This is a genomic window from Polymorphobacter sp. (assembly GCF_051860865.1).
Taxonomy (GTDB): Bacteria; Pseudomonadota; Alphaproteobacteria; order Sphingomonadales; family Sphingomonadaceae; genus Sandarakinorhabdus.
This window is the reverse complement of record NZ_JBIMKZ010000023.1, coordinates 22,457-39,371: the sequence shown is the minus strand read 5'-3', so window position 1 is coordinate 39,371 and position 16,915 is coordinate 22,457. Positions and strand designations below refer to the sequence as shown.

General features: G+C 69.5%; 19 protein-coding genes. 12 read left to right on the top strand and 7 right to left on the bottom strand.

What is annotated here, in order from left to right:
• From ACTIFJ_RS06330 to ACTIFJ_RS06320, 3 genes are all read left to right on the top strand, one after another.
• On the top strand, positions 1–698 hold a 698-nt coding region (locus ACTIFJ_RS06330), incomplete at its 5' end, for a radical SAM protein (protein ID WP_439533251.1).
• Positions 695–2,080, top strand: coding sequence for a leucyl aminopeptidase family protein (locus tag ACTIFJ_RS06325; RefSeq protein ID WP_439533250.1), 1,386 nt, complete (start codon positions 695–697; stop codon positions 2,078–2,080). The genes ACTIFJ_RS06330 and ACTIFJ_RS06325, both read left to right, overlap by 4 nt.
• Positions 2,080–2,967, top strand: a complete 888-nt coding sequence (locus tag ACTIFJ_RS06320) for a C40 family peptidase (RefSeq protein ID WP_439533249.1) — start codon at positions 2,080–2,082, stop codon at positions 2,965–2,967. Before ACTIFJ_RS06325 ends, ACTIFJ_RS06320 begins: the two co-directional genes overlap by 1 nt.
• 16 nt (positions 2,968–2,983) lie before the next feature.
• Here the strand turns inward: ACTIFJ_RS06320 and ACTIFJ_RS06315 are convergent, their stop codons facing one another.
• Positions 2,984–3,769, bottom strand: a complete 786-nt coding sequence (locus tag ACTIFJ_RS06315) for a class I SAM-dependent methyltransferase (RefSeq protein WP_439533248.1) — start codon at positions 3,767–3,769, stop codon at positions 2,984–2,986.
• 327 nt (positions 3,770–4,096) lie between these two features.
• The gene (locus ACTIFJ_RS06310; protein ID WP_439533247.1) at positions 4,097–5,818 is read right to left on the bottom strand and encodes a class I adenylate-forming enzyme family protein; all 1,722 of its coding nucleotides are present in this window, start codon (positions 5,816–5,818) and stop codon (positions 4,097–4,099) included.
• Between the two features lie 164 nt (positions 5,819–5,982).
• Between ACTIFJ_RS06310 and lgt the strand changes: the two genes are divergently transcribed.
• Genes lgt through pgeF form a run of 4 tightly spaced genes read left to right on the top strand, consistent with a single transcriptional unit; the run spans position 5,983 to position 9,105 of the window.
• A complete protein-coding gene (gene lgt, locus ACTIFJ_RS06305; RefSeq protein ID WP_439533246.1) occupies positions 5,983–6,816 on the top strand; it encodes a prolipoprotein diacylglyceryl transferase in 834 nt (277 codons plus the stop codon).
• Positions 6,813–7,823: a class I SAM-dependent methyltransferase gene (locus ACTIFJ_RS06300; protein WP_439533245.1), complete on the top strand. Its 1,011-nt coding sequence runs from the start codon at positions 6,813–6,815 to the stop codon at positions 7,821–7,823. The genes lgt and ACTIFJ_RS06300 overlap by 4 nt, the downstream gene beginning before the upstream one ends.
• Positions 7,820–8,347: a GNAT family N-acetyltransferase gene (locus tag ACTIFJ_RS06295; protein WP_439533244.1), complete on the top strand. Its 528-nt coding sequence runs from the start codon at positions 7,820–7,822 to the stop codon at positions 8,345–8,347. The genes ACTIFJ_RS06300 and ACTIFJ_RS06295 overlap by 4 nt, the downstream gene beginning before the upstream one ends.
• Positions 8,344–9,105 (top strand): peptidoglycan editing factor PgeF, encoded by a 762-nt coding sequence (gene pgeF, locus ACTIFJ_RS06290; RefSeq protein WP_439533243.1) that lies wholly within the window; start codon positions 8,344–8,346, stop codon positions 9,103–9,105. The genes ACTIFJ_RS06295 and pgeF overlap by 4 nt, the downstream gene beginning before the upstream one ends.
• 183 nt (positions 9,106–9,288) lie before the next feature.
• On the opposite strand, the gene ACTIFJ_RS06285 is transcribed toward pgeF, so the two are convergent.
• Positions 9,289–10,554: a penicillin-binding protein activator gene (locus ACTIFJ_RS06285; protein ID WP_439533242.1), complete on the bottom strand. Its 1,266-nt coding sequence runs from the start codon at positions 10,552–10,554 to the stop codon at positions 9,289–9,291.
• On the opposite strand from ACTIFJ_RS06285, the gene rsmI reads away from it, so the two are divergent.
• Genes rsmI through gshB form a run of 4 tightly spaced genes read left to right on the top strand, consistent with a single transcriptional unit; the run spans position 10,555 to position 13,573 of the window.
• Positions 10,555–11,436, top strand: a complete 882-nt coding sequence (gene rsmI / locus ACTIFJ_RS06280; protein ID WP_439533241.1) for a 16S rRNA (cytidine(1402)-2'-O)-methyltransferase — start codon at positions 10,555–10,557, stop codon at positions 11,434–11,436. It abuts the gene before it with no gap.
• Between the two features lie 7 nt (positions 11,437–11,443).
• Entirely contained in the window at positions 11,444–11,812 is a 369-nt protein-coding gene (locus tag ACTIFJ_RS06275) for a YraN family protein (protein WP_439533240.1), read from the top strand.
• Positions 11,809–12,603 (top strand): transglutaminase family protein, encoded by a 795-nt coding sequence (locus tag ACTIFJ_RS06270; protein ID WP_439533239.1) that lies wholly within the window; start codon positions 11,809–11,811, stop codon positions 12,601–12,603. Before ACTIFJ_RS06275 ends, ACTIFJ_RS06270 begins: the two co-directional genes overlap by 4 nt.
• A gap of 13 nt (positions 12,604–12,616) precedes the next feature.
• Entirely contained in the window at positions 12,617–13,573 is a 957-nt protein-coding gene (gene gshB, locus ACTIFJ_RS06265) for a glutathione synthase (protein WP_439533238.1), read from the top strand.
• Positions 13,574–13,577: 4 nt separating this feature from the next.
• Here gshB and ACTIFJ_RS06260 read toward each other — a convergent pair whose 3' ends face one another.
• Genes ACTIFJ_RS06260 through ACTIFJ_RS06250 form a run of 3 tightly spaced genes read right to left on the bottom strand, consistent with a single transcriptional unit; the run spans position 13,578 to position 15,147 of the window.
• Entirely contained in the window at positions 13,578–13,949 is a 372-nt protein-coding gene (locus tag ACTIFJ_RS06260; protein WP_439533237.1) for a hypothetical protein, read from the bottom strand.
• Between the two features lie 53 nt (positions 13,950–14,002).
• Entirely contained in the window at positions 14,003–14,731 is a 729-nt protein-coding gene (gene gloB, locus ACTIFJ_RS06255; RefSeq protein WP_439533253.1) for a hydroxyacylglutathione hydrolase, read from the bottom strand.
• Positions 14,731–15,147 carry a VOC family protein gene (locus tag ACTIFJ_RS06250; RefSeq protein WP_439533236.1) on the bottom strand — a complete coding sequence of 139 codons (417 nt, stop codon included), beginning with the start codon at positions 15,145–15,147 and terminating at the stop codon, positions 14,731–14,733. Before ACTIFJ_RS06250 ends, gloB begins: the two co-directional genes overlap by 1 nt.
• A 94-nt stretch (positions 15,148–15,241) precedes the next feature.
• On the opposite strand from ACTIFJ_RS06250, the gene ACTIFJ_RS06245 reads away from it, so the two are divergent.
• Positions 15,242–15,955: an SIMPL domain-containing protein gene (locus ACTIFJ_RS06245; RefSeq protein WP_439533235.1), complete on the top strand. Its 714-nt coding sequence runs from the start codon at positions 15,242–15,244 to the stop codon at positions 15,953–15,955.
• Positions 15,956–16,166: 211 nt separating this feature from the next.
• On the opposite strand, the gene ACTIFJ_RS06240 is transcribed toward ACTIFJ_RS06245, so the two are convergent.
• Positions 16,167–16,871, bottom strand: coding sequence for an NAD-dependent deacylase (locus ACTIFJ_RS06240; RefSeq protein ID WP_439533234.1), 705 nt, complete (start codon positions 16,869–16,871; stop codon positions 16,167–16,169).
• Positions 16,872–16,915: the final 44 nt, after the last annotated feature.

Genomic DNA, 16,915 nt, shown 5'->3' with positions numbered 1-16,915 from the left:
TCCGGGCGCATATCACCGACTTGGCCCGCGAGCTCGGCGAACTCCAGGCCTGGGTACGGCTGCATTACATCTACCCCTATCCGCACGTCGACCAGCTGATCGACCTGATGGTCGACGGGCTGGTGCTGCCCTATCTCGACATTCCGTTCCAGCATGCGAGTCCCTCGGTGCTGAAGGCGATGGCGCGGCCGGCGAACGAGGCGAGGGTGCTGGCGCGCATCCGCTCGTGGCGGGCCAAGATGCCCGACCTGGCATTGCGCAGTACCTTCATCGTCGGCTTTCCCGGCGAGACCGAGGAAGATTTCACCTATCTGCTCGACTGGCTGCAGGAGGCCGGCATCGATCGCGCCGGCTGCTTCAAATATGAGGCCGTTGACGGTGCCCGCGCCAATGCGCTGCCGGGCGCCGTGCCCGAAGATATCAAGGAAGAGCGCTGGCACCGGTTCATGGCCGCCCAGGCCGTTATCTCGGAAGAGCGGCTGGCGGCGCGCGTCGGGCGCGATCTCGAGGTGCTGATCGATGCGGTGGACGAGGAGACCGGCGGCGCCACCGGTCGCAGCCGCTATGACGCGCCGGAGATCGACGGCGAGGTGCATCTGCGCGACGCCGGCGGGCTGAAGCCCGGCGACATGGTCATCGCCCGGATTGAGGACAGCGATGAGACCGACCTGTTCGGCGTGCCGCTGGCCGCGGCATGACCGATTTTTCCGGGCTGCTTATTGCCGATGACGGCGCGCCGGCGGGGACGCTGACGCTTCTGAGCGCCGACCGGCTCGACGAATGGCTGCGGCAGGCGAGCGAACGCAGCCGGGCGCTGGTCGCCGCGCAGGGCTTCAAGGCTGCCGCCGACAGCGTGCTGCTGCTGCCCGGCGAGGCGCCCGGCGAGATCATGGCGCTGGCCGGCATCGACGCTGCGCCCGGCCCGTTCGCGCTGGCCGAGGCGGCGACGCGGCTGCCGCCGGGCCGTTGGCGCGCAACGCGGTGGCCCGAGGCCGAGCCGGTGCCGATGCTCGGCTGGCTGCTGGCCCAGCACCGGTTCGACCGTTATCGCACGGCTCCCGCCAAACCGCCGCGCATTCTGCTGACCCGGGCGATCGCGGCGCGCGGCGAGGCGCTGGCGCTGGCCGAGGCGACGGCGCTGGCCCGCGACCTGATCGACACGCCCGCTGCCGACATGGGGCCGGCCGATCTCGCGGCGGCGGTGGCGGCACAGGGCCGCGAATTCTCCGCCAGCGTCGGCACCATCGTCGGCGAGGCGCTGGTCGACCAGGGCTTTCCGATGATCCATGCCGTGGGCCGCGCGGCTGCGCAGGCGCCGCGGCTGATCGACCTGGGCTGGGGGGCCGCCGATGCGCCGAAGCTGACCATCGTCGGCAAGGGCATCACCTTCGATACCGGCGGGCTCAACATCAAGCCGGGCAGCGCCATGGCCCTGATGAAGAAGGACATGGGCGGCGCGGCGACGGCGCTGGCGCTGGCGCGGCTGGTGATGCAGGCGGGCTTGCGGGTCCGTTTGCGGCTGTTGATCCCGGCGGCCGAGAACAGCATCGCCGGCAATGCCGTGCGGCCGGGCGACGTGCTGCGCAGCCGCGCCGGCAAGACCATCGAGATCACCAACACCGATGCCGAGGGTCGGCTGGTGCTCGCCGATGCGCTGACGCTGGCGGCCGAGGACAAGCCTGACCTGATCATCGACTTCGCCACCCTGACCGGCGCGGCGCGGGTGGCGCTCGGCCCCGAGCTGCCGGCGCTGTTCACACCCGACGAGGCGCTGGCCGCTGCCTTTGCCGAGGCGGCGACCGAGACCGCCGACCCGCTGTGGAGGCTGCCGCTGTGGGCCGGCTACGGTGACCAGCTGAAATCGCCGATCGCCGACATGGTGAACAGCGCCGAGGGGCCGTTTGCCGGCGCCATCACCGCCGCGCTGTTCCTGCAGGCCTTTGTGCCGGCCGGCATCGCCTGGGCGCATCTCGACAGCTTTGCCTGGAACAATCGCGCCCGGCCCGGCCGGCCAAAGGGCGGCGAGGCACTGGCGCTGCGCGCCGCCTGGGCGCTGATCCGCAGGCGCTACGCCGGCTGATGGACGTGCTGGCCGCCGTTCGCCTGCAGGGGCCGCGCCCCCGGCTCGACCCGCGCAATCATGTGGCGCGGCCCGATCTCGTCGATATCGCGCTGGCCGGGCAGGTGGCTGCGGCGCGCTATACCGCACCGCAGCCGATGGTCTGCGCCTGGCCGCAGGTGCCGATGCGCGGCGCTGCCGACGTGGCCGCCAGCGCGGTCAGCGAGCTGCTGCACGGCGAGGGCTTCGACCTGTTCGACATTGTCGAGGACTGGGGCTTTGGCCGTTCGGCGTATGACCGCTACACCGGCTGGGTGCCGATCGCCGCGCTGGCCGAGCCGGCGTCGGAGCCGGCGCTGCCGCACCGGATCACCGCCCGCTCGGCGCCGCTGTTCTCGGCGCCCGACATCAAGTCGGCGATCGACCGGCTGCTGCCGATGGGCAGCCATATCAGCGCCGTGCCGGCGGGACGCTTTCTGGCGCTGACCGGGGGCGGCTTCATCCATGCCGCGCACGCCGCGCCGCTGGCCGGGCCGGATCTGCTGTCGGTGGCCCGACGGTTTCTCGGCGCGCCCTATGTCTGGGGTGGCCGCTCGCCGCACGGCGTTGATTGTTCGGGGCTGGTCCAGGCAAGCCTCGGCCTCTGCGGCGTCAGCGCGCCGCGCGATTCGGACCAGCAGCGGGACGGCTTGGGCATCGCCATGCCCTTCGAGGCGCGCGCTGCCGGCGACCTGATCTTCTTCCCCGGCCATGTCGGCATCATCGCGCCCGGGGACCGGCTGCTTCACGCCAATGCCCATTGGATGACCGTCTGCGAGGAGCCGCTGGCCGATGTGCTGGGGCGTCTCGGCGACGGCGCGGTGCTGGCGGTGAAACGGCTCCCGGACACGCCGGTCCTCGGCCGCTGACGGCGAAGCGGCCCGGCTAAGCGCGATGCTCGCCCACCCGAGCCGATACCAGGAATGCGAGATCCCAGACGATCGTGCCACCGACCGCCCGGCGCTCGGCATCGATCCGCTCCGCCAGCGTGTCGACGTCGACCTCTGTGGCGCTGGCCACGCCGCATTCGACCACACGCGGCAGCATGACCCGGGCCAGCGTCGGCAGGAATGACGGCTCGCCGGGCTGGAACAGCACAGCCTCGCTTCGCGCCTGCTCGACGCTGAAGCCGGCTGCCCGCATCATCTCGACGAGGCGAAGCGCCAGCCCGATATCGCCGCCTTCGGCCGCGATCGTGGCCCACATCCATTGATGAAGCCGACGGTGCAGCGGCAGGTCGCCAAGCCCGGCCGGGAGGCCGACATGGGCGTGTTCCTGAAAGGCGATGACCGCGCCCGGATTGGCCAGCCTGGCAAATCCGGCCAGCGTCGCCGCCGGATCGGGCAGGTACATCAGCACCCGTCGGCCGACGATCGCATCGAACCGGCCGATGTCGGCTATGGGTTCGGCCAGATCGATCCGGCGATAATCAATGGCTGCCGCCCCAATGGCGGGGTCTATCGCGCGGGCCAGCGACAATGCCTCTTCGCTGCGATCCATGGCGACGACCTCGCCGGTCGGTCCGACCAGTCCGGCGATGAGCCGGCTGAGATCGCCATTGCCGCAGCCGATGTCGAGGACGCGCATGCCATCGGTGAGCCCGATGCCCGCGAAGAAGCCGGCGCTGGGCGCATTGGCAGGGTTGGCGGCGAGAGAATTGTGATGAGACATTGTCACGTCGATAGTGGATTGCGGCCCTGCTGCAAGCCCCGAATAAGCGGAATCCGGGGGCCTGGGTGGCATCGACATTCAGCCGGAGTGCGCTTCCGGCGGTAACGAGATGCCTCCGGCGGCTGGGGCCGCAGGCCCCAGACCCCGACAATCAGACTTTCGCAAGGCGCCGGCCGCCGGTCCTGGGGGACGCCAATGATTGGGGTCTGGGGCCCCCGGCCCCCCCCCCCCCCCCCCCCGCCTGCCCCCGGCGCCGGGCCGCGGGCGGGGGGGCCCCCCTGGGGGGGGGGGGGGGGGCGCCCCCCCCCCCGCCGCCGGAGGCATTCTCTATCCCGATACGACCGCGCGATACTGGGCGCGCAGCGACACTTTATCGATCTTGCCGGAGCCGAGTTTGGGCAGCGGGTCAGGCGACAACCAGAGGCGGGCGGGGATCTTGAAGCTGGCGAGGTGTTGGGAGACGAAGTCGATGAGGGCATCGGCTTCGAGCGGGGTGTCGGGCTTGGCGTAGACGACGGCGCCGGTGATCTCGCCGAGCCGGTCGTCGGGCAGGCCGAAGACGCTGGCTTCGGCGACGGCGGGGTGGGCGTAGAGCGCGGCCTCGACTTCCTGGCAGGAGATGTTTTCGCCGCCGCGGATGATGATGTCCTTCTTGCGATCAACGATGAACAGATAATCGTCGGCATCGAGATAGCCGAGGTCGCCGGAGCGGAACCAGCTGTCGCCGGGGAAGGCTTCGGCGGTGGCGTGGGGGTTCATCCAGTAGCCGCGCATGTTGGCGGCCGAGCGCAGGCAGACTTCGCCGGTCTCGCCCTGGGGGAGGGCGGTGCTACAATCGGGCGCGTCGGCGGCGACGATGCGGATCTGGACCATGGGGGCGGAGGCGCGGCCGGTGGAATTGGGCTTGGCGACATAGTTTTCGCGGAGGTTGCCAGCGCCGACGCCGTTGGTTTCGGTGAGGCCATAGCCTTGCAGCGGGTTCTTGCCGGGCATGTCGCGGACCAGGCGCGCGACATGTTCGGGCGGGCGGGGGGCGCCGCCCGAGGCCATGTCGATCAGGCTGCTGGTGTCATAGTTGTCGCGGTCCGGATGGCTCATCAGTTCGAGGCTCATCGTCGGCACGCCGATGAAATAGGTGCAGCGTTCCTTCTCGATCAGGCGCAGGGCTTCGCTGGGCTCCCATTTGTCCATGATGACGAGCTTGCGGCCGCTGGCGACGGAGACGAGCATTACCGGCACAAGCCCGGTGATGTGAAACAGCGGCAGGTTGAGCAGCATCGCCTGCTGGGGCGGCTGGGCGACGCCCTGTTGCTGGGCGATGCTGAGCAGCGCCAGGCCGGTGACGAGATAGTTCATCGTGGCGGCGATGATGCCGCGCTGGGTGGAGACACCGCCTTTGGGCGTGCCGGTGGAGCCCGAGGTGTACATGATGGTGGCGTCGTCTTCGGGCAGGATGGGCGCGAGGTACCAGCAGGCGGGCGGACTGGCGGCGACCTCGTCCTCCAGCCGCAGCAGGCCGAGGCCGGTGGCGACATCGGCGGCGGTGCGGACGGTGAGGACTTTCAGCGCGCAGGCGGCGGTGGCGATGCGGCGGGCGCGGGTCTCGTCGGCGATAGCGAGGCGGGCGCCGCAATCGCGCAGGCCATAGTCGAGCTCCTCGGCGGTCCACCAGGCGTTCATTGGCACGGCGACGGCGCCGAGGTGCATGATGCCGATGAAGGCGCTGATCCATTCCGGATAGTTGCGCATGGCGATCGCGACGCGGTCGCCCTTGGCGATGCCGTGGCGATGCTGGAGCATGGCGGCGATGCGCAGGCCATCGGCATGGACCTGGGCGAAGGTCAGCCGGTCTTCGCCATGGACGAGGAACTCGCTGGCGCCGTGAACCTGGGCGAAATAGGCGAAGAAATCGCGCATCGAGCCCGGTGCGGCGGTAAACACCGGCAGGGTGACGCCGCTGACGCTGGCGTCGGCCACCGCCAGCGGCCCGCCGGCGGCGGTGATCTGGGCAATGATGGCATCGATCGCCGTATCGAGCGCGGTCTTCATCAGTGTCTCCCCGTGGCATTGGGGCACCCGGTGGCGCCTGTCGTTGGCGGCCATTGATGCAAATCGACGGCTTCTACGCAAGCGCGCATTGTCGGTGCGGGGTGTACGGCTGGCGTTCTGGGCGGCCGGCGCTATGGTGCGCGGCAGATCGGTGGACTTGAGGGATGGCTGTGCAGGGATTGCAGATCGCGGTGGATTTCGCCGCCCTCCCGATCAGCCCGGTTCTGTTCGAGATCGGGCCGTTTGCGCTGCGTTGGTACAGCCTGGCCTATATCGCTGCGATCGTCGTCGGCTGGTGGCAACTGAGCCGGATGATCAAGCAGCCGCCGCCGTTGATGACCAGCGAGCAGCTCGACCGGTTCATCACCTGGGCGACGCTGGGGGTGATCCTCGGCGGGCGGCTCGGCTATGTGCTGTTCTACAATCTGGACCAGTATATCGCCGATCCGCTCGGCGTCTTCCGGCTCTGGGATGGCGGCATGAGCTTCCATGGCGGCTGTGCCGGGGTGATCCTTGCCTGCTTCGGCTTCGGGATGGCCAACAAGGTGTCGGGGCTGCGGGTGCTCGATCATGTGGCGACGGTGACGCCCTGGGGGTTGTTGTTCGGGCGGCTGGCGAATTTCGTCAACGGCGAGCTGTGGGGGCGGCCGACGGGGTCCGACTGGGGGGTAATCTTCCCCGGCGCCGGGCCGGAGCCGCGCTATCCCTCGCAGCTGTTCGAGGCGGCGCTCGAGGGCGTGGTGCTGCTGATCGTGCTGCAATGGCTGTTCTGGAAGACCGGGGCCCGGCTGCGGCCGGGGCTGCTGTCGGGGGTGTTCGGCATCGGCTATGGGCTGTCGCGCTTCATCGTCGAATATTTCCGCGAGCCGGACCGGCAGCTGGGCATTCTCTCGACCGGCCTGACCATGGGGCAGACGCTGACGCTGCCGCTGATCCTCGCCGGGCTGGCGCTGCTGGTGATGGCGCTGGCGCGGCCGCCGGCCGGGGCCAAGGCTTGAGCGAGTTGGCCGCGCGTCTCGCGGCGCGGATCGAGGCCGAGGGACCGATGCGGCTCGATGCCTGGATGGCGGCCTGCAACGCCCATTATTATGCCAGCCATGACCCGCTCGGGGTGGCCGGGGACTTCATCACTGCGCCCGAGGTGTCGCAGCTGTTCGGCGAGATGATCGGCGGCTGGATCGGCGACCTGTGGCTGCGTGCCGGCAGCCCGTCGCCGGTCAGGCTCGTCGAGCTGGGATCGGGGCGTGGGACGCTGCTGCGCGACGCGGCGCGCTTGCTGGGGCGGGTGCCGGGGTTTTCCGACGCCTGCCGGCTAGCGCTGGTCGAAGGCTCGCCGGTGCTGCGGGCGGCGCAGGCCGATCTGGCCGCGATCTGGCCGACGCAATGGCATGAGCGGTTCGAGGCGGTGCCGGACGATGCGCCACTGATCCTGGTGGCCAATGAGTTCTTCGATGCGCTGCCGGTCCGCCAGTATCTGGGGGACGGGCAGGAGCGGGCCGTGGGGCTGGCGGGCGGTGGCTTTGCGGCGGCGACGCTGCCGGCGGCGGAGGGGCCGGGCCAATGGTCGCCGGAGGGCGAGGCGCTGGCGGCGGCGATCGCCGGGCGGCTGGCGCTGCAGGGCGGGGCGGCGCTGATCATCGACTATGGGCATGACGGCGGCGTCGCCGGCGATACGCTGCAGGCGCTGAAGCGACACGCGATGGTCGATCCGTTTTCGGCGCCTGGCGACCATGATCTCAGCGCCCATGTCGACTTCGCGCGGCTTGCGGCGGCGGCGACGGGCGTTGCGGTGCACGGGCCGGCGACGCAGGGCCAGTTCCTCGTCCGGCTCGGAATCGAGGCGCGGGCCGAGCGGGTCCGGCGCCAGCATCGGCCGGCAGAAGCGGCCGAGGTGATGGCCGGACTCGCGCGGCTGGTGATGCCCGGCCAGATGGGCGCACTGTTCAAGGCGATGGCGCTGACCGGCGGCGGCTGGCCCGAGCCGGCGGGATTCGCGGCGTCGTGATCGGCTACCGCGATGCGACGCCGGCCGATGGCGCGGTGCTCGGCGGGCTGGCGCGGGCCACCTTCATCGAGACCTTCGGGCATCTCTATCGGCTGGAGGACCTCGAGACCTTTCTTGGCCAGGGCAGTGACGAGGCCTATGCCGCCGAGCTGCGGAATCCGGGACTTGAGGTGCGGTTCGCGTTGGCCGGCGGCGTGCCGATCGGCTTCGCCAAGATCGGCCCGCTCAAGCTGCCGGCCCCAACCTTGCGGCCGGCGATGGAATTGCGCCAGCTGTACCTTTTCAAGCCCTGGCAGGGGCAGGGCATCGGTGAGGCGCTGCTGGCCTGGGCGATCGACCGGGCCCGGGCGCACGGGGCGGCCGAACTCTGGCTGTCGGTCTATGTCGACAATCCGGGGGCCCGGCGATTCTATGCCCGGCATGGCTTTGTCGAGACAGGCGCCTATGCCTTCATGGTCGGCGCGCAGGCCGACGACGAGCGGCTGTGCCGGCTCGATCTCCATCCACAGGAGTCCCGGACATGATCGACGCTGTGACCCTGCCGGCGCTGGCCGGGTTCCGCCACGCCTTCCTAGGCCGCCAAGGGGGGGTATCCAGTGGGCTTTATGCCAGCCTCAACATGGGGCTCGGCTCGGCCGATGATCCGGCCAATGTCGCGGAGAACCGCCGGCGCGGGCTCGCCCATGTCGCGCCGGGCGCCGCGCTCGCCTCGCTCTATCAGGTCCACAGCGCCGATGTTGTCACGCTCACCCAGGCCGTGGACGATCCGGCCCGGCCGCGCGCCGATGCGATGGTCACTGCCACGCCGGGGCTGGCGCTGGGCATCCTGACCGCCGACTGTGCGCCGGTGCTGCTCGCCGATCCCCGCGCCGGGGTGATCGGCGCCGCCCATGCCGGCTGGAAAGGCGCGCTCGGCGATGTGACCGGCGCCACGGTCTCGGCCATGACCGCGCTGGGCGCCCGGCCCGAGGACATCGTCGCCGCCATCGGCCCCTGCATCGCCCGCGCCAGCTACGAAGTCGACAGCGGCTTTCAGGGCCGCTTCTGCGACCGCGATCCCGAGAACGAGCGCTTCTTTGCCCCCGGTCGGCCCGGCCATCACCAGTTCGACCTCGAGGGCTTCGTCGTCCACCGCCTCGCCGCCGCCGGCGTCCGCACCATCATTGCCACCGGCATCGATACCTGCGCCGACGAAAGCCGCTGGTTCAGCTATCGCCGCGCCACGCATCGCGGTGAACCGGATTATGGGCGGCAGCTGTCGTTGATCGCCTTGCCGGCGTGAAGGCGCCTCCGTCGGTAAGGAAAAATGCCTCCGGCGGCTGGGGCCGCAGGCCCCAGACCCCGATAGTTCAGCCTCTATAAGGCGACGGCCGACGTTCCTGTGGGATCAACTAAAATGATCGGGGTCTGGGGCCTTCGGCCCCAGCCGCCGGAGGCTCTTTCTTCGCGCCGGACGCCCCGTCGCTTAATTGCCGAAGCCGTTCGGGGCCTGGGAGACGACGGTAAACCGGCCCTCGGCGACCTGCTTCACTTCGAGCGCGCGCTGGGCGATGTTCGAGGCGTCGAAGCGGAAGGCGCCGTCGATGCCCGAGAAGCCCTGGCGGCTGCGCAAGGCGTTGGTGGGGAAGGGGTCACCGACCTGCCAGCTGCCGGCGAGGCTGTTGACCAGCAGCACGGCATCGTAGCCGAGGCTGGCGAGGCGGGACGGGGTGTTGCCGTGGCGCTGCCGGTAGCGGGTGGAGAGCGTGCGGAAGTTGCCGTCCGGCACGGTGGCGAACAGCGCGCCGCGCATGGCGGCGGCATTGGCGAGGCCGGGTTCGTTGTTCCAGAGCTCCGTGCCGAGTAGGGTGATGCTGCCCGGAGGCGCGCCGAAGCGGGACAGGGCGGGAAGGAACTGGGCAGCGTTGGCGCCCGAATCGGCGATCAATAGCGCCTGGAACGGCGGCGGTGCGAGGCGGGCGGCGCTGGTGGCGATGCTGCCGTCCGGACGGACGGTGGCGCCGCCGCGGCTGGAGCGGCTGCGGTCATCGAAGGCGGTGACGGTGCGGACGGCGGCGCCCATGCGCGCGGCCTCGCGGCTGTAGGTGGCGATGGCCGTGGTGTTGCCGTTGACGGCATCGACCGACTGGACAAAGGCGGTCTGGGCGCGCTGGCCATAGACGCCGGCCGGCACCAGCGCAGCGAAGCGCTCGACGCCGCGGCTGCGGGCATAGGAGACGACGCGACTGATCGACTGGCTGGCCTGGAAGCCGAGGATGAAGACGTTGCGGCCGGCGACGGCGGTGTCGTTGGAGAAGCTGATCAGCGGCACCTGGCGGGAATCGGCGAGCGCCGAGACGGCGCGGACATCACTGGCGAGCAGCGGCCCGAGGATCAGCCCGGCGCCCTCTCCCAGCGCCCGGCTGGCGGCGGCGGCGGCGCCCGGCGCGGTATCGTAGATCCGCAGGTTGATGTTGCTGTTGCCGAGATCGAGCAGCGCCAGGCTGGCGGCATTGGCGATCGATTGGCCGACCGGTGCGTTGGCGCCGGACATCGGCACCAGCAGCGCCACGCGGTTCTGGCGGGCCTCCGGCACGGGCGGCGGCGCCTCGGCGGTGGGCGGTGGCGGCGGTGGCGGTGGCGCCACCACCTGGCGCTGCGGCGCGGCGCAGGCGGTGACCAGCAGGCCAAGCCCGATGGCAAACGCGCGCAGGGCTTGCTTCGGCTGACGGTAACGCTTCAGGATACGCATATGAAAAATCCCAATATCATGCCCGGTACCGGAAAGGCCGATGCCTCCGGGCTTGCTCCGGGCCTTTATATTGTCGCAACGCCAATCGGCAACCTCGGAGACTTGAGCCCGCGCGCGGCAGCGGTGCTGGCCGGCGCGGCGGTGATCGCCGCCGAGGACACGCGGACCACCGCCAAGCTGCTCGCGCATATCGGCGTCAAGGTGCCGATGATCGCCTATCATGATCATGTCGCCGAGCATGTCCGGCCGGCGCTGGTGGCGCGCGCCGGGCAGGAAGCGGTGGCGCTGGTCAGCGACGCCGGCACGCCACTGATCTCCGATCCGGGGTTCAAGCTGGTGCGGGATGCGCGGGCGGCGGGGGTGCGGATCACCACGCTGCCCGGGCCGTGCGCGGCGATTGCGGCGCTGACATTGGCCGGGCTGCCGACCGACCGCTTTTTGTTTGCCGGTTTTCTGCCGGCCAAGGCGCAGGCGCGGGCCGAGGCGATCGCCGAACTGGCGGGAGTGCGGGCGACATTGGTCTTCTACGAATCGGGGCCGCGGCTGGCGGCGACGCTGACGGCGCTGGGGGCAGCGCTGGGAGAGCGGCCGGCGGCGGTTGCGCGCGAGATCAGCAAGATGTTCGAGGAGACGTTGACCGGCACGCTCGCAGGGCTGGCCGCCGATGTCGAGGCGCGGCCGCGCAGGGGCGAGATGGTGATCATCGTGGCGCCGCCGCTGCCGGCGCCCGAAGCCGATGCGGCGACGCTCGATGCCGCGCTGGAGGCGGCGCTGGCGGCGGGTAGCCTGAAGACGGCGGTGGCCGAGGTCAGCGCCCGGCTCGCCCTGCCGCGGGCGCAGGTCTATGCCCGGGCGCTGGCGATGCGTGATGCCGCCGGATAAGGGCGCGATGAGAGATCGGGCGGCGCGGATACGGTCCGAAAAGCATGGCCGCTGGGCGGAGAGCTTGGCGGCACTGTACCTGCGGCTGAAGGGCTATCGGATCCTCGGCCGGCGGCTGCGAACCGCGGGCGGGGAGATCGATATTCTCGCAAGGCAGGGCGATACGCTGGTTTTTGTCGAGGTGAAGAAGCGCATGACTCTCGACAATGCCCGAAAGGCGCTGCATCCTGCCCAGAAGCGGCGCATGGAAGCCGCGTCGCGCCGGCTTGTGTCCCGATACGGCCGGAATATTGCGACGACGCGGCTCGATGCGGTGTTGATCGGCCCCTGGGGCTGGCCAGAACATCTTATCGCCGTCTGGCGGGAGGGGGAATGATGGAGCTGAATGCGATTGGCCTGCTCGACGACGCCGACATCGATCTGGTGGACGCCGCGATCGCGCTTGCCCAGGCTGATCGTCCTGAGGCCGATCCCGGGCGGCTGAAGCGGCTGGTGACCGGCTGGGCGATTGCGCTCCAGCGCGATCCGGCGCCGGTCTCCGGTAGTGGCCGGGCGCGGCGGCTTGCAGGGCTGATTGCCGGGGAATCGGGCCTGACCGGGGCCACCGACGATTATGACAACCCGTTGAATGCCGATCTCATTGCCGTTGTCGATCGCCAGCGCGGGCTGCCGGTGGCGCTGTCCATTCTCTATGTTGCGCTGGCGCGGCGGGTCGGCTGGCGCGCCGACGCGCTCAACCTGCCCGGCCATGTCATCGTCGAGGTGCGCGGCGGCGTCGATTCGGCGCTGATCGATCCGTTCGACCATGGCGTTGGCATTACCCGCGAGCGGGCGATGGGCATTGCCCGCCAGGCCGGCGGCGAGCCGCAAGCGCGGTTCGAGCCGATGTCCAACCGCCAGCTGCTGGTGCGGCTGCTGACCAACCAGGCCAGCCGGGCGCGCGCCGCGGGCGACGTCCGCCGGGCGCTTGGCCTTTATGAGCGAATGTCCCAGGTGGCGCCGCGCCTCTCCAGCCTGTGGTGGGAGCGGGCGCGGCTCGAGCAGCTGCTCGGCCTCAACAGTGCCGCCCGCGCCAGCCTGACCGCGATGCTCGAAACCACGCATGATCCGGCGCTGACCCAGCGCATCCAGGCCGCGCTGGCGGCGCTGGCGCGCTCCGACAGCTGAACAGGAACCCCGCATGACCTTGAGCGTCGCGGTCCAGATGGACCCGATCGAAACCATTAATGTTGCCGGCGATTCGACCTTTGCGTTGATGCTGGAGGCTCAGGCGCGTGGGCACCGGCTGCAGCACTATCTGGCGCGCAGCCTGTCGGCGGAGAGCGGGCGGGTGCGGGCACCGATGCGGCCGCTGACGGTCAGCCGCGATCCGGCGTCGCATTTCGCATGGCTGGCAGCGGCGCAATCGGTCGACCTCGCCGAGGACAGCGATGTCGTGCTGATGCGACAGGACCCGCCGTTCGACATGGGCTATATCACCGCCACGCATCTGCTCGAGATGGTCAGCGACCGGACCCTGGTGGTCAATGATCCGCGCGAGGTGCGCAACGCGCCGGAAAAGCTGTTCGTGCTGCGCTATCCGGACCTGATGCCGCCGACACTCGTCACCCGCAGCCTCGACGAGGCGATGGCGTTTCGGAACCGTCACGGCGCCGTGGTGGTCAAGCCGCTCTATGGCAATGCTGGAGTGGCGGTTTTCCTGATCGACAAGACCGATGGCAATTTGCCGGCGCTGGTCGAGTTGTTCGGCAGCGTCTGGAACGAACCGTTCATGGTGCAGGCTTTTCTTCCCGACGTGGCCAAGGGCGACAAGCGGATCGTGCTCGTGGACGGGGTTGCCACCGGCGCCATCAACCGGCTGCCGAAGTCCGGCGAGATCCGCTCCAACCTCGCCGCTGGCGGCAGTGCGCAGGCCACCGACCTCAGTCCGCGCGAGGCCGAGATCTGCGCCCGGATCGGGCCGGACCTGCGCGACCGCGGGCTGATCTTCGTCGGCATCGATGTCATCGCCGGCTATCTGACCGAGATAAACGTCACCTCGCCGACCGGTATCGTCGCCATCGATCGGTTCAATGGGACCAACACACCGGGGCTGATCTGGGATGCGATCGAGCGGCGGGTGGCGGCGCGGGCCTGACCGGCTATTTCTTCGGTACGCTGGTCGCCGGCACTTCGGTCCAGTCACCGAGCGTGCAGTTGCCGAACTCCAGGTTGGTCACCGGCTGATACACTTGCACCTGGTCGCCGTTGCACTGGCGGCCGATCGTGCTGTTGGTGCGGATCGAACGATCTTCCTTGAACAGCGGGCAGCCGCCGGCGCGGTTCTGGAACCATTTTCCACCTGAGCGGACGAAATAGCCCTGTTCCGCGGAAAATTGGGTCGCGCGGATGCTGCGACTGTCGATGCAGGCGCGGGTTTCCGGCTCAGCCGCAGCGAGGGGGGCGAGGGGGCCGGTGACGGCAAGGGCCAGGCTGGCGGCAAGGGCGAAGTGGCGCATCATCACTACCTTCATCCTGAGGACCCGCCTATCTTGCCTGGGTCTGCCGAAACGCACAATGAACGGCCTCAACCGCGGAAATTGTCCTTGGCCGTGCGCCGGGCGGCCAGTTCCTCGACCGAACCGGCGCGGACGAAGGGATTGGTGGCGGCTTCGTCGGCGAGGGTGAAGGGGACGGTCGGCTGGCCGGCGGCGCGCAGCCGGTCGACCTCGGCCGCGCGCGCCTGCAGCGCCGTGTTGTCAGGTTCGACGGTGACCGCAAAGCGGGCGTTGGACTGGGTATATTCATGCGCGCAGAACACCTGGGTCCGGGCCGGCAGCGCCATCAGCTTGCCGAGTGCCTCATGCATCTGGCCGGCCGTGCCTTCGAACAGCCGGCCGCAGCCCATGGCGAACAACGTGTCGCCGGGAAACAGCACGGCGTCGTCCTCGAAGGCATAAGCGATATGGCCGGCGGTGTGGGCGGGCACGTCGATGACACGGGCCCTATGGGCACCGATCTGCACGCTATCGCCTTCGCCGACAGTACGGCCGATATGCGGAATGCGGTCGGCCTCCTGCCGGGGGCCAGTGACTAAGGCGCCGGTGGCGGCCACGATCTCGGCATTTCCGCCGACATGATCGGGATGCCAGTGGGTGTTGAGGATCTGGGTGATCTTCCAGCCGCGCGCGTCGGCGGCGGCTAGCACCGGGGCGGCCACGGCGGGATCGATCACCGCCGTTTCGCCGCTGGCCGCGTCATGCGCCAGCCAGACATAATTGTCCGACAGCACCGGGACGCGCAGCACCTCGAGCATCACCATTCGCCGACATTGGGCATCGACGCCCAGGGCTCGGCCGGGGCCTTCCGGGCGCCGGCCTGGAGCAGCTCGATCGAGATGCCGTCGGGCGTGCGGATGAAGGCCATGAAGCCGTCCCGCGGCGGGCGGTTGATGGTGATGCCATTGTCGAGCAGATGCTGGCAGGTGGCGTAGACATCGTCGACGGCATAGGCGAGATGGCCGAAGTTGCGGCCGCCAGTATAGCCCTTCTGGTCCCAATTGTGGGTCAACTCGACCTGCGCCGACTCGTCGCCGGGCGCCGCGAGGAAGATCAGCGAGAAGCGGCCGGCCTCATTGTCGATGCGGCGGACCTCGCGCAGGCCGAGTAGCGCGAAGAAGCGCATCGTCTCGTCGGGATCGGAAACCCGGATCATGGTGTGCAGATATTTCACGGTCTCGCTCCTTGCCGACGCCCCCTTATAGCGCTGGGCTTAGGCCACGGCAGCGATTAAACACAAGCCGACGCCGAGACCCGCCGGAGACCCCATGACCGACCGATCGCAAACCGCCCTGCTGCTGCCGGCGCTGGTGCTGGCGCTGGGCATCGTCGTTGGCGGCTATCTGCTGGGAGACGGCCTGACGCGCGCCCGCATGGCCGAACGCTCGGTGACAGTGCGCGGGCTGGCCGAGCGCGACGTCACCGCCAATCTCGCCACCTGGACGATCAGTACTTCGGCGGTGGGTTACGACCTGGCGGCGCTCCAGGCGCGTGCCGATGCCGATGGCGAGACGGTGCTCGGCTTCCTCAAGTCTCGCGGGTTCAAGCCGGACGAGATCGAAAGCGGCGAGATCAGCGTCAACCAATATGTCGACAGCAGCGGTCGGCCGCAGATCACTATTCGCCGCAAGATCCGCCTACGCACCGCCGAGGTGATGAAGGCCCGCGCCGCCTATGCCGAGCAGGCGACGCTGATGCGCCAGGGCGTGGTCTTCGATTCGGATGGCGGCGGCATTGTCTACAGCTTCACCGAGCTGAACGACGTCAAGCCGCCGATGATCGCCGCCGCGACCAAGAACGCCCGCGAAGGCGCCGAGCAGTTCGCCAAGGATTCAGGCGCCAGCGTCGGCGCGATCAAGTCAGCGGCGCAGGGCTATTTCTCGATCATCCCGCGCGACGGCGACACCTCGGGGGCGCAGGCCAGCGCCTCGCCACTGCAGAAGGTGCGGGTCGTGACGACGATCGATTTCTACCTCGAATAGCCTGGATGGTGTCGATACTCAGGTGAAGTGCGCCTCCGGCGGTGGCAGGATGCCTCCGGCGGCTGGGGTCGCAGGCCCCAGACTCCGATAAGAGCGCCTCCGCAAGTGAAGGCAGCAGGGCCGTTGAATCAACCGACGCAATTTTGGTGTCTGGGGCCTGCGGCCCCAGCCGCCGGAGGCCAGTTTCTTATGAAAGTCGATACCGCCTAGACTAGAGCCGGGCCATGACTTCTGCCGTCCATTCGGGCACCAGCCGCGCCGCCGGGCCGCGCCGGCTTTCGGCGAAAGACCAGCTGCCGGCGCTTTCGTCGAGATTGAGTTCCAGCGTCTGGGCGCCGGTGCGGCGCGCGACATCGACGAAGCCGGCGGCCGGATAGACGGCGCCCGAGGTGCCGATCGACACGAACAAGGTGCAGCGGGCCAGCGCGCGCTGGATGCGGTCCATCTCATAGGGCATTTCGCCGAACCAGACGATGTCAGGCCGCAACCGGTTGGCGGCGCCGCAGGCCGGGCAGTGATGGGGCGCGGCCAGCGGCCCGTCCCAGAGCGGCGCGGCACCGCAGGCCAGGCACAGGGCGCGCCTGAGCTCGCCGTGCATGTGGACCAGCCGCTTGACGCCGGCGCGCTCGTGCAGGTCATCGACATTCTGGGTGACCAGCAGAAAGTCATGGCCGTGCGCCTCCAGGGCCGCATCAAGCGCGGCCAGTGCGCGGTGCGCGTCATTGGGCTCTACCGTGGCGAGGGCGGCGCGGCGGGCATCGTAGAAGCGCTGGACCAGCAGCGGATCGCGGACAAAGGCCTCGGGCGTCGCCACATCCTCGAGCCGGTGGCCTTCCCACAGACCGTCGGGGCCGCGGAACACCGGCACCCCCGATTCCGCTGAAATGCCGGCACCGGTCAGGACGACAATTTTCATGGCTCCTGTTAGGCGCAACGGCCTGGGTTGAAAAGGTCCCGAGG